The sequence below is a fragment of the Pseudomonas sp. ANT_J28 genome (assembly GCF_008370005.1).
In the GTDB taxonomy this organism is placed as follows: domain Bacteria; phylum Pseudomonadota; class Gammaproteobacteria; order Pseudomonadales; family Pseudomonadaceae; genus Aquipseudomonas; species Aquipseudomonas frigoris.
In genome coordinates this window covers 13,876-39,875 of record NZ_VOBM01000006.1, presented here as the reverse complement: position 1 = coordinate 39,875, position 26,000 = coordinate 13,876, and the positions used below count along the sequence as shown (strand labels likewise).

21 protein-coding genes and 1 pseudogene are annotated in these 26,000 nt (G+C 58.5%); 13 read left to right on the top strand and 9 right to left on the bottom strand.

All coding sequences use genetic code 11. The features are described 5' to 3' along the window. Positions 1-308: 308 nt before the first annotated feature. Both FQ187_RS05365 and FQ187_RS05360 read left to right on the top strand, forming a co-directional pair. Positions 309-539 (top strand): VF530 family DNA-binding protein, encoded by a 231-nt coding sequence (locus FQ187_RS05365; RefSeq protein WP_007944895.1) that lies wholly within the window; start codon positions 309-311, stop codon positions 537-539. Positions 540-541: 2 nt separating this feature from the next. After that, positions 542-1,198 carry a Pr6Pr family membrane protein gene (locus tag FQ187_RS05360; RefSeq protein ID WP_149628690.1) on the top strand — a complete coding sequence of 219 codons (657 nt, stop codon included), beginning with the start codon at positions 542-544 and terminating at the stop codon, positions 1,196-1,198. A gap of 15 nt (positions 1,199-1,213) precedes the next feature. Here FQ187_RS05360 and FQ187_RS05355 read toward each other — a convergent pair whose 3' ends face one another. Together FQ187_RS05355 and FQ187_RS05350 are read right to left on the bottom strand one after the other, a co-directional pair. Then, on the bottom strand, positions 1,214-1,999 hold the full coding sequence (locus FQ187_RS05355; RefSeq protein ID WP_149628689.1) for a siderophore-interacting protein: 786 nt from the start codon (positions 1,997-1,999) through the stop codon (positions 1,214-1,216). Then, positions 1,996-2,577 carry a PadR family transcriptional regulator gene (locus FQ187_RS05350; protein ID WP_149628688.1) on the bottom strand — a complete coding sequence of 194 codons (582 nt, stop codon included), beginning with the start codon at positions 2,575-2,577 and terminating at the stop codon, positions 1,996-1,998. The genes FQ187_RS05355 and FQ187_RS05350 overlap by 4 nt, the downstream gene beginning before the upstream one ends. Positions 2,578-3,092: 515 nt before the next feature. Between FQ187_RS05350 and FQ187_RS05345 the strand changes: the two genes are divergently transcribed. The 5 genes from FQ187_RS05345 (at position 3,093) to FQ187_RS05325 (ending at position 8,737) form a co-directional block, all read left to right on the top strand. Continuing rightward, the gene (locus tag FQ187_RS05345) at positions 3,093-3,587 is read left to right on the top strand and encodes a CS1 type fimbrial major subunit (protein WP_149628687.1); all 495 of its coding nucleotides are present in this window, start codon (positions 3,093-3,095) and stop codon (positions 3,585-3,587) included. An 85-nt stretch (positions 3,588-3,672) separates the two neighbouring features. After that, on the top strand, positions 3,673-6,198 hold the full coding sequence (locus FQ187_RS05340; protein ID WP_149628686.1) for a CS1-pili formation C-terminal domain-containing protein: 2,526 nt from the start codon (positions 3,673-3,675) through the stop codon (positions 6,196-6,198). A gap of 4 nt (positions 6,199-6,202) precedes the next feature. Continuing rightward, the gene (locus FQ187_RS05335) at positions 6,203-7,417 is read left to right on the top strand and encodes a hypothetical protein (protein ID WP_149628685.1); all 1,215 of its coding nucleotides are present in this window, start codon (positions 6,203-6,205) and stop codon (positions 7,415-7,417) included. A gap of 42 nt (positions 7,418-7,459) precedes the next feature. After that, positions 7,460-8,203, top strand: a complete 744-nt coding sequence (locus FQ187_RS05330) for a molecular chaperone (protein WP_149628684.1) — start codon at positions 7,460-7,462, stop codon at positions 8,201-8,203. A 33-nt stretch (positions 8,204-8,236) separates the two neighbouring features. Further along, complete coding sequence (locus tag FQ187_RS05325) at positions 8,237-8,737, top strand: CS1 type fimbrial major subunit (RefSeq protein WP_149628683.1); 501 nt, start codon at positions 8,237-8,239, stop codon at positions 8,735-8,737. Positions 8,738-8,749: 12 nt separating this feature from the next. On the opposite strand, the gene FQ187_RS05320 is transcribed toward FQ187_RS05325, so the two are convergent. Next, on the bottom strand, positions 8,750-11,866 hold the full coding sequence (locus FQ187_RS05320) for a transglycosylase domain-containing protein (RefSeq protein ID WP_149628682.1): 3,117 nt from the start codon (positions 11,864-11,866) through the stop codon (positions 8,750-8,752). 539 nt (positions 11,867-12,405) lie between these two features. On the opposite strand from FQ187_RS05320, the gene FQ187_RS05315 reads away from it, so the two are divergent. Then, a complete protein-coding gene (locus FQ187_RS05315; RefSeq protein ID WP_149628681.1) occupies positions 12,406-13,824 on the top strand; it encodes an amino acid permease in 1,419 nt (472 codons plus the stop codon). Positions 13,825-13,880: 56 nt separating this feature from the next. Here the strand turns inward: FQ187_RS05315 and FQ187_RS05310 are convergent, their stop codons facing one another. Continuing rightward, positions 13,881-15,005: an OpgC family protein gene (locus FQ187_RS05310; RefSeq protein WP_149628680.1), complete on the bottom strand. Its 1,125-nt coding sequence runs from the start codon at positions 15,003-15,005 to the stop codon at positions 13,881-13,883. Between the two features lie 243 nt (positions 15,006-15,248). Here FQ187_RS05310 and FQ187_RS05305 point away from each other — a divergent pair, with 243 nt between their 5' ends. Genes FQ187_RS05305 through FQ187_RS05295 form a run of 3 tightly spaced genes read left to right on the top strand, consistent with a single transcriptional unit; the run spans position 15,249 to position 18,077 of the window. Further along, a complete protein-coding gene (locus FQ187_RS05305) occupies positions 15,249-15,623 on the top strand; it encodes a GtrA family protein (protein WP_149628679.1) in 375 nt (124 codons plus the stop codon). Next, positions 15,620-16,561 carry a glycosyltransferase family 2 protein gene (locus FQ187_RS05300; RefSeq protein WP_149628678.1) on the top strand — a complete coding sequence of 314 codons (942 nt, stop codon included), beginning with the start codon at positions 15,620-15,622 and terminating at the stop codon, positions 16,559-16,561. The genes FQ187_RS05305 and FQ187_RS05300 overlap by 4 nt, the downstream gene beginning before the upstream one ends. 1 nt (position 16,562) lies before the next feature. Further along, the gene (locus tag FQ187_RS05295; RefSeq protein ID WP_149628677.1) at positions 16,563-18,077 is read left to right on the top strand and encodes a glucosyltransferase domain-containing protein; all 1,515 of its coding nucleotides are present in this window, start codon (positions 16,563-16,565) and stop codon (positions 18,075-18,077) included. Positions 18,078-18,102: 25 nt separating this feature from the next. Here FQ187_RS05295 and FQ187_RS30245 read toward each other — a convergent pair. Both FQ187_RS30245 and FQ187_RS05285 read right to left on the bottom strand, forming a co-directional pair. After that, positions 18,103-18,290: pseudogene (locus tag FQ187_RS30245) on the bottom strand (FMN-binding glutamate synthase family protein); the annotation flags it as partial. A 231-nt stretch (positions 18,291-18,521) separates the two neighbouring features. Beyond that, positions 18,522-19,322, bottom strand: a complete 801-nt coding sequence (locus tag FQ187_RS05285; protein ID WP_008147857.1) for a LuxR C-terminal-related transcriptional regulator — start codon at positions 19,320-19,322, stop codon at positions 18,522-18,524. A gap of 125 nt (positions 19,323-19,447) precedes the next feature. On the opposite strand from FQ187_RS05285, the gene FQ187_RS05280 reads away from it, so the two are divergent. Together FQ187_RS05280 and FQ187_RS05275 are read left to right on the top strand one after the other, a co-directional pair. Next, complete coding sequence (locus tag FQ187_RS05280) at positions 19,448-20,269, top strand: carbon-nitrogen hydrolase family protein (RefSeq protein WP_149628675.1); 822 nt, start codon at positions 19,448-19,450, stop codon at positions 20,267-20,269. 223 nt (positions 20,270-20,492) lie between these two features. Continuing rightward, positions 20,493-21,818, top strand: coding sequence for an APC family permease (locus tag FQ187_RS05275; RefSeq protein WP_149628674.1), 1,326 nt, complete (start codon positions 20,493-20,495; stop codon positions 21,816-21,818). On the opposite strand, the gene FQ187_RS05270 is transcribed toward FQ187_RS05275, so the two are convergent. The 3 genes from FQ187_RS05270 to FQ187_RS05260 are packed head-to-tail and all read right to left on the bottom strand — an operon-like array spanning position 21,811 to position 25,987. Continuing rightward, a complete protein-coding gene (locus FQ187_RS05270) occupies positions 21,811-23,223 on the bottom strand; it encodes an ATP-binding protein (RefSeq protein ID WP_149628673.1) in 1,413 nt (470 codons plus the stop codon). The genes FQ187_RS05275 and FQ187_RS05270 overlap by 8 nt on opposite strands. Beyond that, on the bottom strand, positions 23,220-25,031 hold the full coding sequence (locus FQ187_RS05265) for a DAHL domain-containing protein (RefSeq protein WP_149628672.1): 1,812 nt from the start codon (positions 25,029-25,031) through the stop codon (positions 23,220-23,222). The genes FQ187_RS05270 and FQ187_RS05265 overlap by 4 nt, the downstream gene beginning before the upstream one ends. Beyond that, positions 25,028-25,987, bottom strand: coding sequence for a cytochrome-c peroxidase (locus FQ187_RS05260; RefSeq protein WP_149628671.1), 960 nt, complete (start codon positions 25,985-25,987; stop codon positions 25,028-25,030). The genes FQ187_RS05265 and FQ187_RS05260 overlap by 4 nt, the downstream gene beginning before the upstream one ends. Positions 25,988-26,000: the final 13 nt, after the last annotated feature.

Below are 26,000 nucleotides of genomic sequence, written 5' to 3'. Positions count from 1 at the left end.
CGCGGGCAGCGGAAGCGTTTCAGCTTGACGGGTGCAAGGATAATGTCCTGTTACAAATAGAGAAAGCGCTTTTAACGACATGGAGCGTTTCGGATTTGGTAACAGTCAGTGGAAAAGATCGCAGCCTCGTTTCACTCGACAGCTCCTACAGGTGAACGCATTCCAATGTAGGAGCATCGAGTGAAACGAGGCTGCGATCTTTTGTGTTTCACCTACATTTATCTGACCGCACACAGATCGCTTCCCCCCAACGAAGCCCTCGGCTAAGGTGCGCGGCTTCCCATTCTTTCACCGCTCGAAGGCCCGGCATGACCGAACAGAACAACAACCCGCTGCACGGCGTGACGCTGGAGCAAATCCTCAACGCGCTGGTTGAGCACTACGAATGGTCGGGGCTGGCCGAGCGCATCGATATCCGCTGCTTCAAGAGTGACCCGAGTATCAAGTCGAGCCTGACATTCCTGCGCAAAACCCCGTGGGCACGGGAGAAGGTCGAGCGCTTGTACGTGAAGTTGATGCGCACCAAGCGCCCGGTCTGAGCATGGTCAACTCACCGACGCCAGGTTCTGCCGCGAGGCGTCGTTTTGTGGCCGTGGCTGCAGTGCTTGGCTGGGCGGGACTGAGCATTCAGCTGTACCTGATTTTCTACTCACGCTGGACGCTGGCGGCCAGTCTGCTCGGCGGGCTGATCAGCTTCTTCAGCTATTTCACCGTGCTGAGCAATACGCTGGTGGCGACCGTGCTGACGTGTGAGCTGACGTCCCGCGAGTCGGCGGCGCGCCGCTGGTTTTTGCAGCCGTGGGTAAGTAGCGGCATTGCCGTGAGCATCGCCGTGGTCGGCCTGGGGTACAACGTGTTGTTGCGCCATTTATGGCATCCGCAAGGCTGGCAATGGTTGGCCGATGAGCTGATGCATGACGTCATGCCACTGATGTTTCTGGCTTATTGGTGGTGCTGTGTGCCGAAAGGCACGTTGCGACTGCGGCATATCGCTGCGTGGGTGATCTATCCAGTGGTGTACTTCGCGTATTCGTTGTGGCGCGGGCATCTGCTGGCGGTTTATCCCTATCCTTTCATTGATGTCGGCAAACTGGGTTATCCACAGGTGTTCGTGAATGCCGGAGGGTTACTGGTAGGGTTTGTGGTGATTGCCTTGCTATTGATGGGGGTCGACCGACAGCTTGGGCGGCGCGGATAGCGCCGCCAGCACGGATCAATCCTCCTCGCTGTCATCCAGCCGCCAGTAGCCGACGGCTTTGACGAACTGCTCGTTAAGCCCGTGCTCATCCAGCAACACCCGGCGTATCTGCCGCGACACTTTGCTCTCGGTCGCCACCCAGGCGTACAGATTGCCGCTGGGCACTTGCAGCTGCTTCACCGTCTTCAGCAGGTTGTCCTTGCCGCCCTCGCGCAAGACCCAGATCACGTTGACCTGCGCGGTGCTTTCCAGAAGCAGCTGTTCGGCGCCGTTCTCTACTTCCACAATCACCAATGCCCGGCGATTGGCCGCCAGGCCTTCCAGCCGTCGAGCGATCGCGGGCAGGGCGGTTTCGTCACCGATCAGCAAGTAGCTGTCGAAAATGTCCGGCACAACCATCGAGCCCCGTGGCCCGCCGATGTGCAGGAATTGGCCGGGTTTGGCTTGCTCGGCCCAGGTCGAAGCAGGGCCGTCGCCGTGCAGCACGAAGTCGATGTCCAGTTCCAGCGTGTCGAGGTCGTAACGACGCGGTGTGTAGTCGCGCATCGCCGGCATCGGCCCGTTGTCTTTACCGGCACCGAGCACCAGGGTTTCCAGGGCGGCTTGTTCCGCCGCGTTTTGAGGGAACAACAGTTTGATGTGGTCGTCCGTGCCGAGGCTGACGAAGCCCGCTAATTCCGGTCCTCCCAGCGTGATGCGGCGCATGCGCGGCGTCAGGTCGACCACCCGCAACACTTCCAGGCGACGGCGTTTGATCTCGTGGCTGACACGGTGGATGGTTTGCACGATCACTTCAGTCATTCGGCTTGCTCCTGAGCGGGTTGAACGACAGGGCCATCGACGATGGCTTTGGCGGTGTTGTTAAGCAGGTCGCGCACCCGCAGGATTTCTTCCGGGCTCCAGCGGCCGTGATGCATCTGCAAGGCATGACGCAAGTTGTGCACTGCTTCGTGAATCTCGGCGGGGCGGTCATGGCCGCGCAATGAGCGCTTGCTGACTTCGATGCGCATCCGCACACCATCCAGTGCGATCGACTGTTCGCTTAACGACAGACGTCCGGCGTCGGTGATGGTGTAGCGTTTTTTGCCACCCTCGGCGTCGCCCAGGATCATCTCGCTTTCTTCAAGGAAGGTCAGGGTCGGGTAGATCACGCCGGGGCTGGGGCTGTAGGCGCCGTCGAACATGCTTTCGATCTGGCGGATCAGGTCATAGCCGTGGCAAGGCTGCTCGGCGATCAGCGCCAGCAGCAGCAGTTTCAGATCGCCCGGGGCAAACACCCTCGGGCCTCGGCCACCCCGTTCGCGGCCGGGGCCTGGGCGTTTTTCGAAGCCGTCGCGGCCGTCGTTATGGTCGCGGTGTTGGGAATGATGGTCTCTCATTTTTCGCTGCTCTCGCCGTATTTAGATACAACTTAAGATATATCTTAACCGCAGGGCAAGACGTTTTTTGCAAGGGGCTGATCGGTGCCGACGGGCGGTTGGCGCGGTCAATGATGCAATTCACCAGGAAATATCACCGCACATAAGCTGATTTTGTCGCCGATACAGGAATTGTTTAATAGTTAAAGCTATTGCTCTAATAATAGTTGAGCTTATGTTCTAAAAATCCTGCAAGTCCATTGTTGTCTAGGCGAAACCGCTGTATGGTTTTTTTAGTAAAACTGTATGTAGGCTGTAACTTACAGTCACCGTTTGGTATTTGAGTTTTTTGTTTCTTTTTCCTTCTGGTCATGAGGTTGTTTAACTACGCGCTCATGGGAAGTTGCCTGCTTACTTTCCGGAACAAGAAGGCGAAGATGTTTCGGCGTTGGAAGTTCAAACAAAGCGACCTGTTACGGGTAAGCAGTTTTTAGCTTTCAATGAACCGATTCCATAAAGAAAACAGGTAATTAACAATGTTCAAGAAAATCGCAATCGCTGCCCCATTGGCTATTTTGGCGCTGGGTTCCTCCGGGGCATTTGCCGCCGGTGAAGCTGCTCACTCCATCAGCATCATCGCCCACGTGCCGACTAACGGTTTCTACGTGGTGCCGATTGACCCTGACCTGGTTAACAAGGACCAGGACATGAGCTTTCAGCCGAGCACCGGCAAAATGGGCGAGGTTAATGGGTTCTTCGATGTGCGCAACAACAACGGTTCGGTTCACGCCAGCCTGGACAGCGCGCCAAGACTGATTTCTGGTGCCAATTCCATTACTTTGAAAGTGGAACTCAATAACAAGGAACTCAACTTGACCCCGCAAATGGTTGTAGGTGAAGCCGAGTCTGACGTGAACTTCCGCGCACCGCTGAAAATCAGTGCGGTAGGTACGGCCTTCCAGCCGGGCGACTACACCGGTGTCGTGGCAATGACCTTCGACGCTGTCCCTCCCGTGGGCGGCTCGCGCTAACTTTAAAAGTCGCGCAAACCGACAGGGCAAACAGCATTGTTTGTCCCGTCGGACTTCAACTTGATTGTAATCAGAGTAAGAGTTCATGTTCCCGATGACCCCCATCGTGGCTGCGCTTGCGCTGTTGTTTTGCGCCAGTGCAGCGGCGGCTCCCGTTTCTTCCGCCGGTACGACACCGCGAAGTCTCCTGGCGCAGGCCAAAGGTCTTCCCGCGGATTTCGAGGAGCATTTCTTTGATGTGCCTCTGGCTGTCCGGGTAGAGCTCGATCAACAGCCTCTGGGAGAGGCCATGGTGGTGTTGTCTCGCGATGATCGCGTCACCCTGCTCGAATTTACCGATACCAGCGAAAACCGTTTCAGCCCCGCTGAACGGGAAAAATGGGCAAGTTATCTCAAGCCGGGTGTGTCACTGGGCAATTGCACGGGATCATGCCCGGATCAGGTGCTGGCCGTGCACTACAACCTGGAAAACTCGTTGGTTTCGATCCTCACCGAAAACGCCGAGCGCGATCTGGAGGCCAAGCGTTATCACGAGCAGCCGGACGGCGGCAGTAGCGGCCTGATGGTGCGTAACCAGCTCAACCTCAATGGCGGCCAGGATCAGGATCTGGGTGGGCGCTATGGCCTTGAAGCCAGCGCGAGCCTGGGCAACTGGAGCCAGACATTCAACATGCAATTGGCCCGCCTCGGCGGTCCCGACGATAAGCTTTATCACGCGGTTCACGAGCTCTACACCCAGCGCGAACTGCAGGGCAGTTTCCTGCGCCTGGGCTATTTCACCCCAAGTTCCGAAGGGTTGACCCGCCAACCTCGTACGTTTGGCACGAGCCCCGATACCGCTGTCGGCGTCATGTTCGGCAGCTCTGACAGCCTGGCGATCAACAGCCCGATGCCCAGCGTCTATCCGATCTACGTCACGGCCAATCGCCAAGGGTCGGTGGAGATCTATCGCGATGGTCTGTTGATCAACACACAGTCAGTGCCCGCGGGATTGCAAACCCTCGATACCCGGCCGCTGCCAGGCGGGATCTACGAAGTGGAAGTGCGCCTGATCGAAGATGGCCAGATCACCTCCACTACCCAGGAGCTGGTGTACAAACCCAGCAACTGGCGCAACCTCGACGAACGCTGGCGCTACAACCTGTTTGCCAGTGAAGAAAGCAAACTGCTCAGTAACTGGGACCAGCAGTCCAGCGGCAGTCCCACGGCAGGGGCCTCGGTCAATTACCTGATGCACCCACGAGTCATTCTCGGGCTATCGGCGCGGCAGATTCGCGAAAAACTGCAATACGGCAGTTCCATCGACTGGACCCTGGCCAATCACATCAGCCTGTATGCCAACGTGTATCAGACCCAGGATCATGGCACCGGTCTCGACCTGCAAAGTCTTTACAACTATGGCTCCGGTAGCCTGGTGATCAGCCACAACCGCAGCTGGCTGGACACCACCAACCTGTACGAAACCCTGCCAGACGGTACACGGGTGCGCCAACGGAATGTGTTCGTTGGCGAAACCAGCAATTCATCCCTGGCGATCAACCATCGGGTCAGCAGTAAAAGCTCGATCAGCGGACGGGTGTCCCACAGCGAGGGCAACATCGATGGCATCGGTATGGATCTGGGTTGGACCCAGCGCGCTACGTTGTTCGGCAGCGATGCGAGTTGGCGTCTGTCGTTATTTGATCGCCCCGGCAGTTTCAGCAGTGGCGACGCACGCAACCGCGGGATCGACCTGAGCCTTAACCTGGCCTTGGGCGCGCCGGGCCAGCAGATCACCGGCAGCATCGGTTCGCGCACGGCCCGTGACGGCAGCCGCGACAACAATGCTTCCCTCGGCTGGCGCCAGGATTTCAAAGATCACGTGCTGCAAAACGTCTCGGTGACTGCACTCACTGACACCTACGGCGTGGGTGTGTCGAGCCTTGCCAACTTTCGTACCGATGCAGTCAATGGCGACGGTTTCGTCCAGCGGTCGTCCTTCAACGGCAACTTCACCGGCGGTCTTAACCTGGACAGCACCCTTGTCGTCGGTGGCGAGCAAATGCTCATGACCAGCCATTACGAAATGCGTGGCGCGGGAATGATTGTCGACGTGGAATCAGACATCGACGACATCACCCTGCGCGCCGACGATTACAGCGGCGGCGGCGCGGCGTTGAAGCCGGGACGCAATTTCATCCCGATTACCGCGTATCAGAACAGTTCGGTGAGCTTCGATTTTGAAGGCAATCACGTGCCGGCAGCGACCATCGAACCGCCGCGCACGCGCTATCACCTGAACAAGGGCGGGGTGGAGTACCGCAAGGTTCGGGTGATGAGAACCATGACGGTGCTCGGGCGACTGGTCGATGAACAGGGTCGGCCGCTCAAGGGCCATCACGTGATCAACCACGCCAGCCGCGGGGTGACGGAAGTTGACGGGTTCTTCTCGATGGAAATGAACGCCGGCTCGCCGACGCTTGAAGTGCGCCAGGGCAATCAGCTGCTGTGTCAGTTCCGCCTCGATGCGAGCCGTCACCGCAGTGAAAACGATGTGTTGATGATCGGTGATCTGCGCTGCACGCCGGACACCCTGGCGGACGTCGCCTCTAACGAGCAAAAGGCGGGGTGAATATATGAAGAAATCTACCTGTTATCTGGGATTGTTAATGGCATTGGCGGTGCCTTCGGCTGAGGCGGCGAATCAGGAAATCAGAGCGTTGTTTCAGCCGGATCCTTCTCAGCCACAAAAAAATATATTTCTTAACAAAACACCGAACAGTGGTTACTGCGCGAGCTATCCGGGTGAATGCACTAGCAACAATATGTTCAGTATTCAGCTGCCGATCCGGTTCAACGCCAGCCGTTTCATCGGGGCCGGCGAAGGTATCCCCTTGAAGGTGCCGGCCAACTGGCGACAGCTGACGGTGACCAATGCCGAGACCCGTGAAACGGAGACTGTTGAAGTGCGCATCACCGGTGTTGGCTCCAGGTTCATTTTGAGCGATTCAGCGGCCAATCTGGTGGGGGTGACCGACATACTCGAAGGTCATCAAAAGCTATGGACCAGCAGCAGTTGGGTCTACGCACCGGCACCCTGTCAATACAGCGGTGTGGGGATTTACAACCCCACGAATTATCGGTTTTTCTGGAAAACGCCCGTGGAAGCATCTTGCGTCAAGGTGGCCGCTTACTTCATTCCCTCCATATACTTTGACACCCTCGATATCGCCTATGAACTGCGCACCCCCAATCCTTTGGGCATGTCGAGCGGGCTGTACACGGGCTCGATTCCCTACACCCTGGGCCCCGGCGCCGATTTCGATCTGGGGCCAGTGATGCAACCGGACGACGCCAACCTGACCCTGGATTTCGTCCTCGACGTACAGCACACCCTGAAGGTTGACCTGCCACCGGGCGGCAACAAAGTTTCGCTGGAACCCGAGGGCGGGTGGCAACGCTGGATTGAAGGTGGTCGCAGACCGAGCAAGATCTATCGCGACCAGCTGTTTTATCTATCGGCGTCGTCGCGCTTCAAAGTATTGATGCTATGCAACTCGACCGGCGGCCCCCGCTGCAAGCTGTTCAGCCCCAAAGGCAATACCACCGAAGTGGAAACCTACCTCACCTTGCCCGACGGAATCATCGGGCCGGGCGGCGGACCGGTCAGGCTTCACAAGCTGAGTTACAACACCTGGTCATCAGTCTTTCAGCCAGGGATTTATGTGAATCGCAAGGCCGGCTCGCTACGTTTCGAGATGCCCCAGGACTCCATCGATTTTCTGCTGCGGCCCGGCGTTAGCGACACGCTCAGCGGCAACATCACCATTATCTGGGACTCGGAAGTTTGATCGTTCGAGCCTGGCCACTTTTTTCTTATGGGATTAAAGACGATGAACCGTGTGTTTTTGCTGTGGGTGCTCAGTGTGTTTTGCGGGACGGCCAACGCCGGTCCGCAGATCAATGTCGGCACCGTGTATGACTATCTGGATGCGGATAAAAGTACCTACCTCAAACGGGTATTCAACAGCGGCGATGCCACTGCTTTTGTCAAGGTCAACGTGCTGGAAATCGTCTACGACGACGATGGCGCGCCCAAGGAAATTCCGGTCGAGGCTGCGGTGGACGGTGCCTCGCGCAACGGCTTGATGGCCAGCCCGGCGCGGCTGATCGTGCCGGCCCAGGGCATGCAGGGCACGCGTCTGTTGTACATGGGCGAACGAGACCGCGAGCGCTACTTCCGTGTGCGTTTCTTGCCAGTGGTGCCGGAGAAGGAAGATGAATTCGCCGTCTCAAGCGAAGAGCGCGAAGACTACAAACAGAACCTGTCGGCCGGGGTCAACGTGATGACCGGGTTCGGCACAGTCTTTTTCGTGCGCCCCAAAGATGCTCGCTTCGAGACCGCCGTCAATGACACTGCCAGCCGCTACGAGTTGAAAAATAATGGCAACACCGTGGTGATCGTCGATGAATTCAAAAGCTGCTCATTGAGTAACGAGAGTGACTGTGGCGCGACCACCAAACACCACGTCATGGCCGGCAAGGCATTTGGCTTCGACAAGGAAAAGGGGCGTGAATACCGTTTCAACCTGATCGAAGGCAACAGTAAAAAAGTCCTGAAGATTGCCAGCCGATAGGCCGGCTTTCCATCGACACAACGGGTATTGAACATGATCAAGCAATGCGCCGCCGTCGCGCTGACGGCAATGACCGCACTGATGGGCTCTTTGACATGGGCGGCCAGGGAAGAGCACACCTTCGAGGTGTCCGTGAGCATCCCGACGCGCTCGTTCTACCTGATCCCGGCCGAACCGGACTGGATTCACCGGCCCCAGCGGTTGATCTGGAACGCCTCGACATCGACCCTGAGCAGCGTACGCAAGCACTTCGATGTGCGGCATGACACCAGCGCCATTGAAGCGCGCCTGGAGGCCGCCCCCTACCTGTCGAACGGCAGGCCGGCTGACGACATTGTATTGCGGGTCAGTTTCAACGGGGTGGAGTTGAGCCCGGACCTTTCTCCACGGCTGGTAGTGTCGGCGGCTGACGCGGCGGCAGGCAAGCGGGTGTTGCTGGAAATCGCTCCGGTGATGCCGTCCGGAGGATACCGCGCGGGGGATTACAGCGGCAACGTACTGTTGTTGTTCAGCGCCAGGGCGCCGGGGGAGTGAGCTGAAACAGTCTCACAGTCGCGATGTCGGAACGGGCTGACACGCGACACTGCTACCCGGTTGCAGGTACGGCGTCAGAATCGGCGCCATCCCCTTGAGCACTTGCACTGGCAAGGCCGAGGTGAACTTGAATGTTTCGGCCGATTGCCCGGGCACGAACGCAGTCATCGTGCCGAAGTGACGATCGCCGATGTAGAACACGAAGGTCGCGGTGCGGTTAATGGATTTCGAACTCAGAATTCGCCCACCCGAACCGAAGGCTTCGATGCGGTTATCGCCCGTACCGGTTTTGCCGCCCATGGCCAACGGTTTGCCATCCGGCGTAATGAAACTGCCAGAAACACGTTTGGCCGTACCGGCATCGACCACTTGCGACAAGGCTTCGCGCATGGCCGTGGCGACCTCGGAGGGCATGACTCGCTTGCCGACATCCGGGTTATTGATCAGCTTGGTTTCATACGGCGTATTTGCCGCGAAGTGCAGGCTGTCGATGCGCAGTGTCGGCATGCGCACGCCGTCGTTGAGGATGGTACCGATCAGCTCCGCCAAAGCTGCCGGACGGTCGCCGGAACTGCCGATGGCGGTGGCCAGCGACGGCACCAGGTGATCGAACGGATAGCCGACTTTCTGCCAGCGCTGGTGAATGTCGAGGAACGCCTCGATCTCCAGCATGGTGCGAATGCGGCTGTCGCGGGCACCCTTGTGACGGCTTTTGAACAGCCAGCTGTAGACTTCCTGGCGTTCGAACTGGCTGGCTTTGACAATCTGGCTGAACTTGGCGTCAGGGTTGTTTAGCAGGTAGCTCATCAGCCAAAGATCCAGCGGGTGAACCTTGGCGATGAAGCCCTGGTCCGGCAAGTCGTAGGCGCCAGGGCCGTAATTTTCATAGAGCCGCTGAAGACGTTCGTCGGTCAGTTTCTCGGTGAGCTTGGCGCCGTTGAGGTGCGAGCGCACGAACATGTTGAAGCTTTCCTGACTGGCCTGTGGCAACAGATAACGATGCACCGCGGCCATGCGAATCGGTGTTGGGCGCATGCTGTCGAGGAAGGTTTCGAGCCGCGCCTGGGTGTCCTTGTTCTTGTACTTCTTCCAGAACTTCAGCAGGAACGACGTGCCTTCGCGGTCGGCAAAAGAGGCCAGGTATTCCTGACGCCGAGGGTCGCGGTCGTCCTTGAGCAATTCGGCGCTGCTGTTGGGGCCTGAGTACGTGGTGTAACGCACCAGGTCACGCATCAGCCGAATGAACGGCAGGTTGATCGACTCACGTATCGCATCACGCAGGGTCGGCATGCGGCCGTTGTCTTCCTTGCGGAAGTTATGGAAGACATGCAGTCCGCCACCGGTGAAAAAAGCTTCCCCTGGGCTGGCGGAGTACTTGCGATCCAGCGCAGCGCCCAGCATGCTCGGCAAGTTGCGGTCTTTGTTCTGGATCAGGTAATCGACGGCCCAGCGACTCAGGCGGTCCTGATCAGGGACGTCGACCTTCTTCAGTTCCGGGACGGTCATCGTTGCGTACTTATCGTGCAGCTCGGCGATGATCTGCAAATAGGTGGTCAGCACACGCATCTTGGCGGTGGAGCCCAGTTCCAGCTTGCTGCCTTCATTGATATCGAACGGCTGGTCGGTGCTGTCGGTCTGCACCCGCACCCGCGAGCCGTCCGGGGTCAGTTCGAACAGCGTGAAGCTGTAGCGTACTTGGGCGGTACTGGTGGGGGTCAGCAGGCGTTCGCCCATCAAGCCGATCTGCGCCGCAAACACAGGGTCGGCCAGATGCTTCAGGTACTCGGTAGCCCGGGTTTGCAACTCGCCTTGCAGGGTGCTGGTGGCGGAAAGATCAAGGCGATCGAGGTCGTACAGCGGACGGTTGAGCAACCCGCCCAGACGACTGCGCGCCACGCTGATGCCCTTGTTGGTTTCGATCGGCTGAATGGTTGGCTGTGTCTGCCAGTCGCGATAGGTCACTTTGCTGGCCAATGCCGCTGCCGCGAGTGGCGCATCGATCACGCTATTGAGTGCCAGCAGACGAATGTGGCTGTCGGTGAGTTCGGAAAGTTCATCGTGGCCCTTGGTCAGGTAGTGGGAAGGACGGCGCTGGGCAATCATCAAAGACAGCATCTCACGCAGGGCCAGACCTTTTTCCGACATGCTTTTCGGATCTGTCTCCTTGCTGGCCAGCCGCTCGTTGGCCTGGTTGAAATCGGCGCCGTACCAGACGCGCAAACCTTCGGCCATGCCATGCACTTCACCGTGGCCCGGTACTGCCGACAGGGGCACGCTGTTGAGGTAATCGCGAATCACGTTCTGCCGGGCTTCGAGGGTCTCCGGTCCGGCCTGATAGGCGCGCACACTGGCAGAAATCATCTGACGGATTTTTTCCGCGCCCGACACAGTCAGGCCATCGGGCGAATGCCGGTACTTCTCAAGTTGCGTTGCCAGGGTACTGCCGCCCGCCGACTGGCCCGGCAGGTGCAACAACTTGGCGACCTGGGACCACGCCGCCATGCCGAACCGAGGCCAATCCACGGCAGGGTTGGCCCGGGGCTGACGGGGATCGAGCAGAAAGCGGTTTTCAACGAACAGCAAACTGTTGACCACCACGGGGGGGATCGCCGCAAAGCTTGAATACAGTTGTTGTGGGTATTTGTACTGGTAAAGCGGTGCACCACGGCAATCGGTGATCGACAATCCAGCCTGGATTTTCTCCGCGTAGGGCACGAAAAAGCCCTTGTCGGTGTAGTCCATCAATTTTTGGGAAAACCGGGTCTGTGCCGCCACAACGTAGTCACGCTTGATCAGACGCGGCAGGAATTCATCCAGAGAGCTGTAGCCCAGACGCAAGTCGAAAGGACCGGCGCCGGGATAGTGAATGGCATCGCTGGGACCGGGTTTCAGCTCGTAGCTCAGGGTGGCGGCGAATTGGCTGAGTTCCCGGGATTGAAACTTCGATGTGCGCATTTCCTTGGCCGCGGCCAGCCCCAGGACAATCAGAATTATCAGCAACAACAACCAGAACGCCCCCCAACCGTGCTTCGTGCGACTGCGAGGGGGATTTTCAGGTAAAGGCGCTTCATCCACACGTTCAGTCGGAACCACATTTTTTCTCGAATCGGTTTGCCATAAAGCGCCCATAGTCGACTGATCCATTCATGCAGATTGAGAGGACTTGAATGAAGCTTAGACGGTGGTTGGCCTTGGTGAAAAAATTGTGAACAGGGTTCTCCCGGTTTTTTCCGGATCCAAGTCGGACCCTGTAGTAGCTGCCGAACGCAGCCTTCGGCAGCTGCTACAAGGGGCGGCAGTGTGTATGCCAGAGATACTTGGATTAGAGCCATCGGAGCGTAAATGCCGCCTAAGTTGTGGACATGACGATGCACCATTACCGTGCAATGCTCCGCGCCGTTTCATTGGCGAATAATCCTGCTTTAGGCAGGTAATGCCCCTCCGTAAACCCGGCTTTTCCCGAGAGTTCTCGCTGAATGTTGTGGTTTATAGAGTGAAAAAACCTGTAGGAAGCTTTTTATACTGCACGCCCCGCTGATCTTGCAGGTTTTGTCCTACAAGACGGGTTTGCCCACGAAGCAAGCCCGGGTTCAGAAAAGCATTGGCTTACCGGTCAGCGCTTCGACACTCGGTGGTCATATCCAATAACAAGACGAGGTTGTACCCCTATGCCAGGCAATCACCTGCCCAATGGCGAGACCGCTCAAGGCGGCCCGCTCAAACGCGAACTCGGCGAACGGCATATTCGCTTGATGGCGCTCGGTGCCTGTATCGGCGTCGGTCTGTTCCTCGGTTCGGCCAAGGCCATCGAAATGGCCGGTCCGGCAATCATGCTTTCTTACATCATCGGCGGTCTGGCGATCCTGGTGATCATGCGCGCCCTCGGCGAGATGGCGGTGCACAACCCGGTCGCCGGCTCCTTCAGTCGGTATGCTCAAGACTACCTCGGCCCATTGGCGGGCTTCCTGACCGGTTGGAATTACTGGTTCCTGTGGCTGGTGACCTGCGTTGCGGAAATCACCGCGGTGGCGGTGTACATGGGCGTCTGGTTCCCCGATGTGCCGCGCTGGATCTGGGCACTCGCCGCGTTGATCAGCATGGGCTCGATCAACCTGATCGCGGTGAAAGCCTTCGGTGAGTTCGAGTTCTGGTTCGCCCTGATCAAGATCGTGACCATCGTTGCGATGGTCGTCGGCGGCATCGGCGTGATCGCATTCGGCTTCGGCAACGACGGCGTGGCGCTGGGGATTTCCAATCTCTGGGCACACGGCGGCTTCATGCCCAACGGCGTGCAAGGCGTGTTGATGTCCCTGCAAATGGTGATGTTCGCCTACCTCGGCGTCGAGATGATCGGCCTGACCGCCGGTGAAGCGAAGAACCCGCAGAAGACCATTCCCAATGCGATCGGCTCGGTGTTCTGGCGGATTCTGCTGTTCTACGTCGGCGCGCTGTTCGTGATCCTGTCGATCTACCCGTGGAACGAAATCGGCACCCAGGGCAGCCCGTTCGTGATGACCTTCGAGCGCCTGGGCATCAAGACCGCCGCTGGCATCATCAACTTCGTGGTGATCACCGCGGCACTGTCGTCCTGCAACGGCGGCATCTTCAGCACCGGGCGCATGTTGTACAGCCTGGCGCAGAACGGCCAGGCCCCGGCCGGCTTTGCCAAGACCTCGAATAACGGCGTGCCGCGTCGCGCCTTGCTGCTGTCGATCGGTGCCTTGTTGCTGGGTGTGCTGCTCAACTACCTGGTGCCTGAGAAAGTCTTCGTCTGGGTCACGGCGATTGCCACCTTCGGCGCGATCTGGACCTGGGTGATGATCCTGCTGGCCCAGCTCAAGTTCCGCAAAGGCCTGAGCGCCAGCGAACGTGCCGGCCTGAAATACAAGATGTGGTTGTACCCGGTCAGCTCGTATCTGGCACTGGCGTTTTTGGTGCTGGTGGTCGGCCTGATGGCGTACTTCCCGGACACTCGCGTGGCGCTCTATGTGGGCCCGGCGTTCCTGGTCCTGCTGACGGTGTTGTTCTACGTGTTCAAGCTGCAACCGACCAATGTGTCGCAGGGTGCGGTGAGTTCGGCTTCGTAAGGCGTAACACCTGAAATGAAAAAGCCCCGGTCCGTTTGGCCCGGGGCTTTTTCATTTCAGGCTGTGGCGGTCTGCACTGATCGATTCAGGCGTTTATTGAAATCCAGCCACGCCCCCAGTAACGCCATTACCCCGGCACCCACCAACGCTGTGAAAACCTGCATGGCAAACGCATCGTCGGTCAGGGCGTTGAGCATGTCCGCCAAGGGCGCCAACAGCACGCCGAGGCAGAAAACTTCCAGTGAGTAGCGCCCCATGCGGCAGCATTGCTGCGCCAGCCAGTTTTGCGTCCAGCTACTGCCGGGCAAGAGCCTGGCGGTGACATAGGCCAGCGCCAGGAAGTGCAGCAGACGGACCGGCGACAGATCGGTCTTGCTGATCGGGTACAGCAGGTTACTCAGGCTGGCTGGCATCACGGCATCGTGTATTTGCGGCCAGCGCCAGGAGACAGTAATCACGCCGGTCACCACCACGTACACCGCCGCGCTGACAAACAAGGGCTGGCGCAACAGCGTGCGAGTGTCGGGCAACCGTGGCCGCTGCCCGTGAATCGCCATAAAGCCGCCGAGGACAAACAGCAATTGCCAGGTGACGGGGTTGAAGTACCACACACCGTCTTTGATTGCCGCAAGGTTCCAGCCAAACCGCGGTGCCAGCAGGTACACCGCCAATGACACCGCTACGACCGCCAACGGCTTGCGCACCAGCAACGGCAGGACCAGTGGCAATCCCGCCAGCAGCACGATGTACAGCGGCAGCGGGTCCATCAGGTTCGGCTTGAAGCGCAGCAGTAACTCATCCGTCAACGCTTGCTGGGGGTTGGTGATGAAGTGATGCAGGCCCATTTCCTCCACCAGATCGCGGGTTTCCACATGACTGTTGGCGAAGAACACGATGCCCATCAGCATGGCCAGCAGGAAAATATGCACCACGTAGAGCACCCAGGCGCGCCGCAGAATCTTCACGCAGGCGATCAGGTAACCATCGCTCGCAAGGACTTTGCCGTAGGCCAGCACGGCCGCGTAGCCGGCGAGAAATACGAATATTTCTGCGGCATCGCTGAAACCGACGTTGCGCAAGGTGATTTGGCCAAGGGGGTTGTGAGGCACGTGATCCCAAAAAATGAAGATCAGCGCCAGGCCGCGAAAAAAGTCGATTCGGTGATCGCGCTCAAACGTCATGACGGCGGGCTCGTGAACGGGTGTTGAGGTAAGGAGTAGCCGACGGCGCCAGGTTGCGCGCCGCACATCACATTGGCGGCGCGCAGGGTGGCGTGATTCGCTGGTAAATGCAAAACCGGGGTATTACGGGATGTCTCCTGGCGTTGAGGCAAGCCCTGACCGCTGGTCTGAAAGGTCGTCAGACCTGTGATTTCTGACAGTAGATAGGTTCAAAGTTTTATGAGGTGAAACAGGAGGGTCAGCATGAGGCTCTTGTGGAAAGGATTTTCCAGCTACACGGTGGTCGGGGTCGCCAACACACTGATCCACTGGCAAATTTTTTTCCTGCTGAGCGTGGGTGCCGGCTTCAGTCAGGCTGTCAGTAACCTGGCTGCCTTCTGCGTTGCCGCTTCGTTTTCCTTCTATATGAACGCGCTGTACACCTTCGATGCCAAGGCGTCAGTCGGCGGTTATCTTCTATTCTTGGGAGCCATGGGGGCGCTGAGCCTGGGCGTCGGCCATGCAGGCGACGTGTGGAGACTTCACGGCCTGCTGACGGTGGCTATCTTTTCGGCACTGAGCCTGGTGCTGGGCTTTCTGTTTTCAAAGTACGTGGTCTTTCGCGAGCGTAACGCATGAAAGTCTCGTTGATCGTTCCGGTATTCAATGAAGAACAGGCGATCAACCTGTTTTATCAGGCCGTGCGTCGCGAGTTGAGGCTTGACCAGGCCGAGGTCGAAATCGTGTTCATCAACGATGGCAGTTCCGACCGCACGGCTGAGGAGGCCAAGGCCCTGGCGCAGGCCGATGATCAGGTATTGCTGATCAACTTCTCACGCAACTTTGGCAAGGAACCGGCGTTGTTCGCCGGCCTGGAATATGCCACCGGCGATGCAGTGATTCCCATGGACGTGGATCTGCAGGACCCGATCAGCGTCATCCCGCGGTTGATTGGCGAATGGCAAAAAGGCGCGGATGTGGTGCTCGCCAAACGCCGGGATCGCACCGCCGACAGTTACCTGAAACGCCACAGCGCTTCGCTGTTCTACCGTGTGCTGAACCGTATCGCTTACACCCGCATCGAAGAAAACGTCGGGGATTTCCGGCTGATGGATCGCAAGGTGGTCAACGTGATTCGCGCGCTTCCCGAGCACCAGTTGTTCATGAAGGGCGTGCTGTCATGGGCTGGGTTCACCACTGTGGTGGTGGAATACGAGCGAGCCGAGCGAGTGGCAGGCACCAGCAAGTTCAATGGCTGGAAGCTTTGGAACCTGGCGCTGGAAGGCGTGACTTCGTTCAGTACGGTGCCGTTGCGCTTATGGACTTACGTCGGTGGCGGTATTTCGATCTTCGCGGTGCTCTACGCGGTGTACATGGTGCTGGACAAGATTTTCTTCGGCAACAGCGTCCCCGGTTACCCGTCGTTGATGACCGCGATTCTGTTTCTCGGTGGCGTGCAGTTGATCGGCATCGGCATCCTCGGTGAGTACGTCGGCCGCATCTACATCGAAGCCAAACATCGGCCGCGCTATATCGTCAAAGACGTCGTCGGCGGCAAAGAACGGCTCGGGATTTAGCATGGGCAGGTTCAGCGACTTTTTCAGCAAGGAACTCGCGCGTCGGCAGGTCTGGTTGTTTTTTCTGTTGGCGACCTTTGTGTATGTGGTGCCGCTGATTCTCGCGGACTATTCGTATATCGATGACAACTGGCGATCGTTGTCGGCCGCGGCCGGTTCGGCCTGGGCGGAGCAGGGACGGTTATTCACCGAGCTGTTCTACAACCTGCTGACCTTCAGCAATGCCGCACCGAACATCTTTCCGCTGCCGCTGTTGATCGCCACACTGGCCATGGCCGCGGCGTTGACCAGCCTGACGTTTCATTACTACCCACAACCGACAATTGCATGCTGCCTGGTGCCATTGCCACTCTGGTACAACCCGTTCTTTCTGCAAAACCTGTCCTATCAATACGACGGCCCCGCCATGGCGTTGAGCGTGGTGGCGGTCATCTATGCGATCACTTTCCGTCATCCCTCGCGCATCGTTCATTGGCTGGTGCCTTCGTTCCTGATTGCGCTGGCGCTAGGGCTTTATCAGGTCAGCCTCAATGTGTTTCTGGGCCTGTGTTGCCTGGAGCTGCTCAGGCGCGCGAACGACAAGCTGGCCTGGCCGCAGTGGTGCGAGTTGATCGGCTGGAAAATATCGCAGGCCATCCTGGGCTGGTTGATTTACAGCGTCAGTGCTTATCCGTTCATGAGTGGAAATCGCACCTTGTTGTTGAACTGGACGGCGCAGCCCCTGCTGCAACTTCAAATCAACATCGCCCGAGTGCTGGAAAAAGTCGTGCTGCTGTTTCACGGCGGATTTGCCTGGGTGTTCGCCGCACTGCTGCTGTGTGCCATTGCCGGCAGTTTCCGGCTGGGGCTGAACGTGTTGGAACGTCAGGACTCAGGGCTGAAGAAAATCCTGATCGGCCTGGTGTGTTTACTGACATTGCCGGTCGTGACGCTGCTGGTGTCAGGCGTCGCGCTGTTGTTCCGGGACTTCAATGAAGGCGCCAGGACCCTGATGGGCTTCGCGGTCCTGTTGGTGCTGTTGTTCTATTTGAGTCATCTGGCGCTGGCACGAATCCACGAGCGGTTGTCGCTGTTGTTGGTGGTTCCCCTGCTGGCGATGCTTTCGATTTCGTATGCCTATGGGCGCGTGCTGACGGTGCAGAAAGCCTTCGCGTCCAGCGCGTTGTTAAGTCTTGAACACGACATCACGTCGAATCGACAGCTGCGCGAGGCCAAGCGCATTTACATGTCAGTGACCTATTCCGATCACTGGCTGCGGGGGGCGGCGGGCTCGTTCAAGCAGATGCCGGTGTTGCACTATCTGCTGAACATCGACTTTTTCATGCTGGCCGAGAACCTGCCGAAAGTGGGGATCACCAACGTGGTGGCGGAGCAGGAGCGACGTAACGCGACGAGGGTGGGTTATCAGGGTTATCCACCGGTGCTGGAAAGCCAGTACTACCGGATTTATCTGCTGGGCGATTACGGTTTTATTGTCATGAAAGAGCCCGCGCCGATTAAGGCGCTTCACTGGTGAAGCGCGATGACAGGGGCCGTCGGGTTCAGGCCGCTACGACCTCGTTCGGCTCAGAACTGTCCGCCCGAGCCATCTGCCACATCCGTGAGTAGAACTCGCCATTCACTTCACCGGTCAGCAACTCACCCGGTTTCAAGAACACATGCAACTGCAAAACAGTTTGATTTCGGTCGCCGACATGCGCCGTACCAAATGCATGGCCGACAACGGATGCCGCGGGTTTCGGCGATTTCTTTGGTGACTTTGTGCTTGGGCAGGATCCCGCCGTGACCGGGTTTGGCGCCCTGGCTCATCTTGATTCGCCGGGCGCATGGAGTGGCCGATGAATTCGAAACCCGACTGATACACATCGATCAACGTGCCGAAGGGTTTGTCGGCGCTTTCGTTCTTGGCCCGCGTGTAATAGCCAATTCGCGAGCAAGCTTCGCTCAGGGTTGTGATGTGTCAGGCATTTTGTGCCTGGAGAAAAATCGAAAACAGCTCGGACTGGGATTTGATCCCCAGTTTGCTGTACATGTGTTTCTTATGGACTTTCACGGTTTCGACAGAGATTTCCAGCTTGCGGGCGATTTCTTTACTGGAGCAACCGCTGAGCATCAAGCGCCCGACATCCAGCTCCCGGGCGGTCAATTGCGCGCCTTTGAGTTGCTGCACCGACGCTTCCAGCTGCACGCGCCAGTCGACTTGCGGCGGTGCGGGTGCGAGGGCCACGACTTCGTTGATTTCGTAAGGCAGGCGCTGGCGCAACAGGCCGAGTACCCAAGGCTGGATCAGCGACAGCAAGGCGATCTGCTGGCCGCTGAAACGCTGCTTGCTGCCCAGTGACAGGCACAGCGTGCGGTCGCCTTCGAGTTGGCAATTGAACTGGATTTCATCGGCCACCACATTCAGACGAAAGTAGCGCTGGTAATACTCGGTCAGCTCGAAATGCTCCGGCGCCACTTCCGACAGGCGATAGAGCCCGGTGCGCGACTGCTCGCGACAGGCGATGTAGAACGGATCGAGCAGGTACAAGCCGCGCAGATAGTCCTGGAACAACTGATCAGGACTGCCGTCCGCGCCCGGGCATTCGGCGAACACTTGCGGGTGCTGATCGGCGCTGAAAAGCAGCGCCACCCAGCTGTCGAAGGTCACGTACTGGTCGAGCAGGCGCACCAGCTGCGTCCAGAAGTTGGGCTTGTCCAGGGCGTCGATCAGTTGCCCGACCGAGCGGTGCCACGCGATGTCGTCTAACGAGAGTGTCATGCCTCTACCCCTATCGGGTTACCCCAGCGGCGTGATTTCCCGGCCGGTGGCTTGCTGCGCATACTGGCGCACAGACACCGACCGGGCAATCTTTCTGCCAGCCTGATCAAGAACAAGGAATACCCATGAAAGTCGAACTCGCCCAGTTGGCGGGCCGTGACAACGACACGGCTTACAACCTCGAACGCGCTCTGAAGGCGATGGCTGCCTGTGCTGCCGATACGCAGCTGATCGTGTTTCCCGAAACCCACCTGATGGGCTTTCCGTCGCTTGAGGCGTTGGCCGAAACCGCCGAACCGCTGGACGGTCCGACCGTCAGCGCGGTGTTGGCTGCGGCCCGTGAACACAATATCGCCGTGGTGATCGGCATGGCCGAGAACGACAACGGCCGCTTCTACAACACCACGTTGCTGATCACCCCCGAAGGTATCGCGCTGAAATATCGCAAGACGCACCTCTGGGCATCGGATCGCGGGGTGTTCGAGGCCGGCGACCGTTACGCCACGTGTGAGTGGAACGGTGTGCGGGTCGGCCTGCTGATTTGCTACGACATCGAATTCCCGGAAACCGCCCGGGCCCTGGCGCAATTGGGGGCCGAACTGCTGATCGTCACCAACGGCAACATGGACCCTTACGGCCCGACTCACCGCACCGCGATCATGGCCCGCGCCCAGGAAAACCAGGCGTTTGCGCTGATGGTCAACCGGGTGGAAGAGGGCGATGGCGGGTTGGTGTTTGCGGGCGGCAGTGCGCTGGTGGATCCGCTGGGCACGCTGCTGTTCGAGGCCGGACGGGAGGAGGGGCAGTTTGCAGTGGAGCTGGACCTGAATCAGCTGACGGCGGCGCGGCAGGATTATCGGTATCTGGATGATCAGCGGCTGCGGTTGCCGGGGGAGATTGTTGAGCATGCTTGTGGATTGCGGGAGCTGATGATTCCAAAAGGTTGATCCAAATTCTCTGTGGCTTGTACTGGCCCCTTCGCGAGCAAGCCCGCTCCCACATTTGATCTCGGGAGTTCACACAACCAATGTGGGAGCGGGCTTGCTCGCGAAGAGGCCCTGACAGGCGACACATCTCTGTCGGCCAATAACCAGAACAACAACGAAACACCTGAAATTTAGCGCCGAACTCGGCTCTGCCATAAATCTAATAAATTCGGAGTAGTCGCTCATGGCTCGTTTGCAACGCACCCTGTCATTGGGTTCGGTGGTGCTGTTCGGCATTGCCTACATGACGCCGATCATTGTACTCGGCACCTTTGGCATCCTCGCTCAATCCACCGCCGGCATGGTCCCGGCTGCTTATCTGGCGGCGCTGGTGGCGATGTTTTTCACCGCCATGAGTTACGGCCGAATGGCCTCGGCGTTCCCCGTCGCAGGCTCGGCGTATAGCTATGTACGCAAGGCGATCAGCCCGAAGCTCGGCTTCATCGCCGGTTGGGCGGTGTTGCTTGATTACCTGTTCCTGCCGATGGCGATCTGGCTGATCGGCGCGGCCTACCTCAACTCCGCCTTCCCGGCCGTGCCGCAGTGGATCTGGGTGCTGGCGTTCATCGGCATCACCAGTGCGATCAACATCGTCGGTCTGAAACTGGCCAACGGCATCAACGCGTTACTGATGCTGGTGCAGTTCCTGGTACTGATTGCCTTCGTTGCGCTGTGCGTCCATTACGTCGGTGGCGATGCGAGCACGCCGTTGTGGTCGGTCAAACCGTTCTTCAACGGTGACATGCAGATGCCGCTGATCATGAGCGGTGCAGCCATCGCCTGCTACTCGTTCCTCGGGTTTGACGCGGTCAGCACCCTGACCGAAGAAACCCGCGACCCGCGCCGCACCATCCCGCGAGCGATCATGCTGATCACCCTGATCGGCGGGTTGATCTTCGTCAGTGTGTCGTACTTCGTGCAGATCGCGCATCCGTCATTCCAGTTCGACAGCGTCGACTCGGCGGCCTATGAAATTGCCCGCAACATCGGTGGTGACCTGTTCGTGTCGATCTTCCTGATCGGCCTGATCGTCGGCCAGTTCGCCTCGGGCCTGTCGGCTCAGGCCAGCGGTTCGCGGCTGTTGTTCGCCATGGGCCGTGACGGCGTGCTGCCAAAATCGTTCTTCGGCACCTTGCATGAACGCTTTGGCACGCCGGTCAACAGCATCCTGCTGTGCGCCGTGGTCGCGTTGCTGGCGCTGAAACTGGACGTCACCACCTCGACCTCGTTCATCAACTTCGGCGCGTTCCTGGCGTTCAGCCTGGTGAACCTGTCGGTGATCTTTCACTACTGGATTGGCGGTGAGCACAAAGGGCTGCGTGAATTCGTGTTGTTCCTGCTGTTCCCGTTTATCGGTCTGGCGGCAGATTTGTGGCTGATGGTCAGCCTCGATCACCTGGCGATCTATCTCGGCTTGAGCTGGCTGGCGATTGGCGTGGTGTACCTGGCGGTGCTGACCGGCGGCTTCCGTCGCCAGCCACCCGAGATGGATTTCCAGGAGGCTACGTAGGCGGGAACGGTTTGGATTGGTGAATCGGCAACTGGACCCGAAATGTGCTTCCCACGCCAACTTCACTGCGCACCGTAATATCCCCCCGATGTTTTTTCACGATGCCATAGGACAGGGACAACCCCAGCCCTGTCCCTTGGCCCACCGGTTTGGTGGTGAAGAACGGGTCGAAGATTTTTTGCAGGCAGTCCGGCGCAATACCGGCGCCGGTGTCTGCGACCTCGATCCACACCGTTTCCGCTTCAAGCCCGGTGCGCAAGGTGATGGTGCCGCGCTCCGGGCCGATGGCCTGAGAGGCGTTGACGATCAGGTTCATGATCACCTGATTGATTTGCGAAGGCAGGCATTCGATGTCGGGCAGGTCCTGATATTCCTTGAGCACATCGGCCTTGTACTTGAGTTCATTGGCGACAATGTTCAAGGTCGATTCGATGCCCTGTTGCAGATTGGCCCACTGCCATTCCTGATTGGAGTCCACCCGGGAGAAGTCCTTCAGGTCCTTGACGATCTGCCCGACCCGGTTGATGCCGTCCTTGGATTCCTTGATCAGCAGCGGAATGTCCTCGCGCAGGAACTCCAGCTCGACCCGTTCGCGCAGTTGGTGCAAACGTTCGACGAGCTCGCTGGAGCCGATCGCCTCTTCCGCATCCCGATAGGCGTCGAGCATTTCCTGCAGCTGTTTGAAGTAGCCATCCAGGGTGCCGAGGTTGGAGGAAATGAAGCCAATGGGGTTATTGATTTCATGGGCGACGCCGGCCGCGAGTTGCCCCAATGAAGCGAGTTTTTCCGATTGCACCAATTGGGTTTCAAGCTGTTTGCGCTCGTCGATTTCCCGCTGCAATTCAACGCTGGCCTCTGTGAATTGCCGGGTTCGGCGCTCGACCATTTGCCCTAAATGGTCCATCTGCACGCTGGCCCGTTCGGTCATGTCCCATTTGGTCAACAGGGTGTTGGCCATCTGCTGGACTTCAATATTGTCGAACGGCTTTTTCAGGATCAGCAACCGGTCATGCGCCTGCAATCGATCGAGCAGTTCATCCCAGGAATAGTCGGAATAGGCGGTGCACACCACCACTTGCAGGCGCGGGTCGGCCTGCCACAAATGTTCGATGGTCTGCGCACCGTCCCAGCCCTCGGGCATGCGCATGTCGACAAAGGCCAGGGCGTAGGGGCGGTTTTCCTGCAAGGCTTCGTTCAGTTTGCCCAGGCCTTCCTGGCCGCCATAGGCCGAGTCCAGCTCGAACAGCGCACTGGTTGATTTCACTTCGCTGCCAAACAGCGCGGCCTCCATCTCGTCCAGTTCGACGGTCTGTTCCGGCATGGGCGTGAGGATCTTGCGGAAGTCCACATGAATGGACGGCGTGTCATCAATCAGCAGAATGCGTCGGTTCGAAAGCTCGCTCATGCTTCCTCCCTTACGGTTTTCAACGGGATCTGCAACGTGAACAGCGCGCCCTTGCCCGGTCCGTCGCTATGGGCGGTGAGGTGGCCGTTCATTTCGATGGCGGCCAGCGCGCAGCTGTGCAGGCCGAAGCCATGGCCTTCCTTGCGGGTAGTAAACCCGTGGGCAAAGATGCGCGTCATGTTTTCCTCGGCGATGCCTTCGCCGTCGTCCTTGACGCTGACTTGCAGGATCTTGTCTTCGACGATTTTGACCCCTAGGGTCATTTGCCGCTGGCGGTTGCTGAGGTCGGACATAGCGTATTTGGCGTTGCTGATCAAGTTGATCAGAATCAGCAGCAACCGGTGCTTGTCGCCCATGACCTGCGGCACGTCGCTGTACTCCTTGACCACCGTGACATGGTGTCGGGTCAAGGCGCCGGAGTTCATGCGCAGGGCGTCTTCCAGCAATTCGCTGATGTGCAGCGGTTCCATCAGGCTGTTGGCGCCCGCGTAGGACTGCTGGGTGGCGACGATGTCCTTGATGTGGTCCACGCTTTTGGTCAGTTGGGCCAGTTCTTCGGTCATGCCTTGTTGTTCCAGGGCTATCGCGTCCACCAGTTGATTCAGGTAGCCGGGCAGCATTTTGCCTTTCGCGTCCTCGGTCAGAAAAGTGCCGAGGTCGCCTGGATGATCGTTGATCAGCTGCATGGCCTTGCCCAGGCCCTGCGCTTTGCTGGCGCGCAGTTTGCGGGTCACCAGATCGGCCGAAATGTTCACGCTGTTGAGCACGTTACCGACGTTGTGCAGCACATTGGTGGCGATCTCGGCCATGCCGGCCTGACGCGCGGTGTCGAGCAGTTCGCTCTGGGTATCCTTGAGTTCGCGGGTGCGCTCTTCAACCCGCAGCTCCAGGTCCTCATTGGCGGTTTGCAGGGCTTTGTTGACGCGATTGATCACCGTGAAACTGCGCATCAGGTGAATCGCCAGGTACACCAGCAGCAACACCAGCAGCACCGAAAACAACAGCATGTAGAAGTGATAGCGCTGGTCGACCGCAACGGTCCGCTGCTGGTCGGTGTTCAGCAGGTTGGTAATGTCGTCCAGGCGTTTGGCCACGGGCACGGCTTCGATGTTTTCCAGTAACCGATTGACCACCGGCTGCTCACGCAGGATCAGTGAAATGTGGTTGCTCAGAATATCGATCGGACTGTAGAACTGTTCAGGTAGACGCTGTTTGTTCACCCCCATTTTGTTCAGCCCCAACAGGATGTCGGCGGCCTTGTCATCGGAGGTGACCTGAGCGAACTCCAGGCTGCTGAGCAGCAAGTCATAGGTGTCGGTGGCGATGTTCTGCAGTTGCAGTTGGTCCTCATCCACCAACCGGGACAGCTGTTCCTGAATGTCGTCCTCGGCGGTGGGCAGGAACGCCAGCGAGTTGCGAAGCACGGCGTTATGAGACTTGAACTGCTCCACCAAGCGGGTCTTTTCCTGCATGGCGGTCAGGTACGCATCATGGCTGGCGCGCCAGACGGGCGAGTCGTTGCGGCCATGGCTCGACTCCATCGTGTCGAACCGCTCCCACAGGTTCGTTATCTCGGTCAGCGGTGTGACCAACGGATCGTAGTTGTGACTGATGGCGACCCTGGCCTTGAGGATCTCGGTTTCCCATTGTGCGTTCAGCTGCTTGATCCGGCCGATCAAGTCCCGGGATTCGGTGTAGGTCGTCGTTTGGTTCGAGCTGGATTTGAGGTACAGAAACAGCAGCACCGAAGCCAGCATCAGGGCCACGACGCCGAGCAACGCCAGGTTGCGGCGGTTAGTCGTTCTCATAAGGGCTTGCCTCCCCATTCACCGGTCAGGGTCTTGAGGAATTTGATGATCAGCGTCTTGTCGTCGGCAGAGGGAATACGACCGAGCTGGAACTTGAACATCACATCCACCGCCTCTTCGAGGGTTTTGGCCGAACCATCGTGAAAGTACGGCGCGGTCACGGCGACGTTGCGCAGGCTCGGGACCTTGAACACGTTGCGGTCCTCTTCGTCCTTGGTGACCAGATAGCGGCCCAGGTCGGCTTCGGTGGGGTTGCCCCGATTTTTGAAGTAGTCGCCCATGACCCCGAACTTCTGGAACATGTTGCCGCCGATGTTGACGCCCTGATGGCAGGCGATGCAGCCGTAGTCCTTGAAGCGTTGGTAACCGTATTTCTCGTCGAGGGTGAGAATGTCGGTATCGCCTTGCAGGTATTGGTCGAAACGCGAGTTGGCGCTGATCAGCGTGCGTTCATAGGTGGCCAGGGCATTCTGCACATTGTTCATGGTCACGCCGTCCGGGTAGGCGTTGGCGAACGAGGTCTGATAAGCCGGATCGGCGGTCAGCATCTGCACCACATGCTCCCAGTTGCTGCCCATTTCACTGGTGCTTTGCACCACGCCGTGGATCTGGGTTTCCAGAGTGTCGGCGCGGCCGTTCCAGAATTGCCGGAAGTTCAGGCTGGCGTTGAACACGCTGGGGGTGTTGATCGTCAACGGAAGGCCGGCGAAACCGATGGAAAACGCCTTGTTGTCGGCACCGCCGTTTTCCAGTCGATGGCAACTGGCGCAGGACAGTGAGCTGTCGACCGACAAGCGCGGTTCATTGAACAACTGACGACCGAGTTCGACCCGCAGTGGATTCTGTTGGGGCACCGCCGGCAGTGGTTTGAGCGCTTCATCCAGTGGCGCGGCACTGGCGCTCAGGCAGAGCCCGAACAACGGCGCCAATAGCAGACGGTGAAAGGAAGGCGGCATCTGATGATTCCTT

What these genes read in the sequence shown, in the direction of transcription:
- FQ187_RS05305 (WP_149628679.1), top strand. Translation starts at nt 15,249, where the DNA reads ATGAGGCTCTTGTGGAAAGGATTTTCCAGCTACACGGTGGTCGGGGTC.
- FQ187_RS05330 (WP_149628684.1), top strand. Translation starts at nt 7,460, where the DNA reads ATGAACCGTGTGTTTTTGCTGTGGGTGCTCAGTGTGTTTTGCGGGACG.
- FQ187_RS05315 (WP_149628681.1), top strand. Translation starts at nt 12,406, where the DNA reads ATGCCAGGCAATCACCTGCCCAATGGCGAGACCGCTCAAGGCGGCCCG.
- FQ187_RS05360 (WP_149628690.1), top strand. Translation starts at nt 542, where the DNA reads ATGGTCAACTCACCGACGCCAGGTTCTGCCGCGAGGCGTCGTTTTGTG.
- FQ187_RS05365 (WP_007944895.1), top strand. Translation starts at nt 309, where the DNA reads ATGACCGAACAGAACAACAACCCGCTGCACGGCGTGACGCTGGAGCAA.
- FQ187_RS05300 (WP_149628678.1), top strand. Translation starts at nt 15,620, where the DNA reads ATGAAAGTCTCGTTGATCGTTCCGGTATTCAATGAAGAACAGGCGATC.
- FQ187_RS05270 (WP_149628673.1), bottom strand. Translation starts at nt 23,223, where the DNA reads ATGAGCGAGCTTTCGAACCGACGCATTCTGCTGATTGATGACACGCCG.
- FQ187_RS05350 (WP_149628688.1), bottom strand. Translation starts at nt 2,577, where the DNA reads ATGAGAGACCATCATTCCCAACACCGCGACCATAACGACGGCCGCGAC.
- FQ187_RS05320 (WP_149628682.1), bottom strand. Translation starts at nt 11,866, where the DNA reads ATGGGCGCTTTATGGCAAACCGATTCGAGAAAAAATGTGGTTCCGACT.
- FQ187_RS05340 (WP_149628686.1), top strand. Translation starts at nt 3,673, where the DNA reads ATGTTCCCGATGACCCCCATCGTGGCTGCGCTTGCGCTGTTGTTTTGC.
- FQ187_RS05345 (WP_149628687.1), top strand. Translation starts at nt 3,093, where the DNA reads ATGTTCAAGAAAATCGCAATCGCTGCCCCATTGGCTATTTTGGCGCTG.
- FQ187_RS05335 (WP_149628685.1), top strand. Translation starts at nt 6,203, where the DNA reads ATGAAGAAATCTACCTGTTATCTGGGATTGTTAATGGCATTGGCGGTG.
- FQ187_RS05285 (WP_008147857.1), bottom strand. Translation starts at nt 19,322, where the DNA reads ATGACACTCTCGTTAGACGACATCGCGTGGCACCGCTCGGTCGGGCAA.
- FQ187_RS05295 (WP_149628677.1), top strand. Translation starts at nt 16,563, where the DNA reads ATGGGCAGGTTCAGCGACTTTTTCAGCAAGGAACTCGCGCGTCGGCAG.
- FQ187_RS05325 (WP_149628683.1), top strand. Translation starts at nt 8,237, where the DNA reads ATGATCAAGCAATGCGCCGCCGTCGCGCTGACGGCAATGACCGCACTG.
- FQ187_RS05355 (WP_149628689.1), bottom strand. Translation starts at nt 1,999, where the DNA reads ATGACTGAAGTGATCGTGCAAACCATCCACCGTGTCAGCCACGAGATC.
- FQ187_RS05310 (WP_149628680.1), bottom strand. Translation starts at nt 15,005, where the DNA reads ATGACGTTTGAGCGCGATCACCGAATCGACTTTTTTCGCGGCCTGGCG.
- FQ187_RS05275 (WP_149628674.1), top strand. Translation starts at nt 20,493, where the DNA reads ATGGCTCGTTTGCAACGCACCCTGTCATTGGGTTCGGTGGTGCTGTTC.
- FQ187_RS05260 (WP_149628671.1), bottom strand. Translation starts at nt 25,987, where the DNA reads ATGCCGCCTTCCTTTCACCGTCTGCTATTGGCGCCGTTGTTCGGGCTC.
- FQ187_RS05265 (WP_149628672.1), bottom strand. Translation starts at nt 25,031, where the DNA reads ATGAGAACGACTAACCGCCGCAACCTGGCGTTGCTCGGCGTCGTGGCC.
- FQ187_RS05280 (WP_149628675.1), top strand. Translation starts at nt 19,448, where the DNA reads ATGAAAGTCGAACTCGCCCAGTTGGCGGGCCGTGACAACGACACGGCT.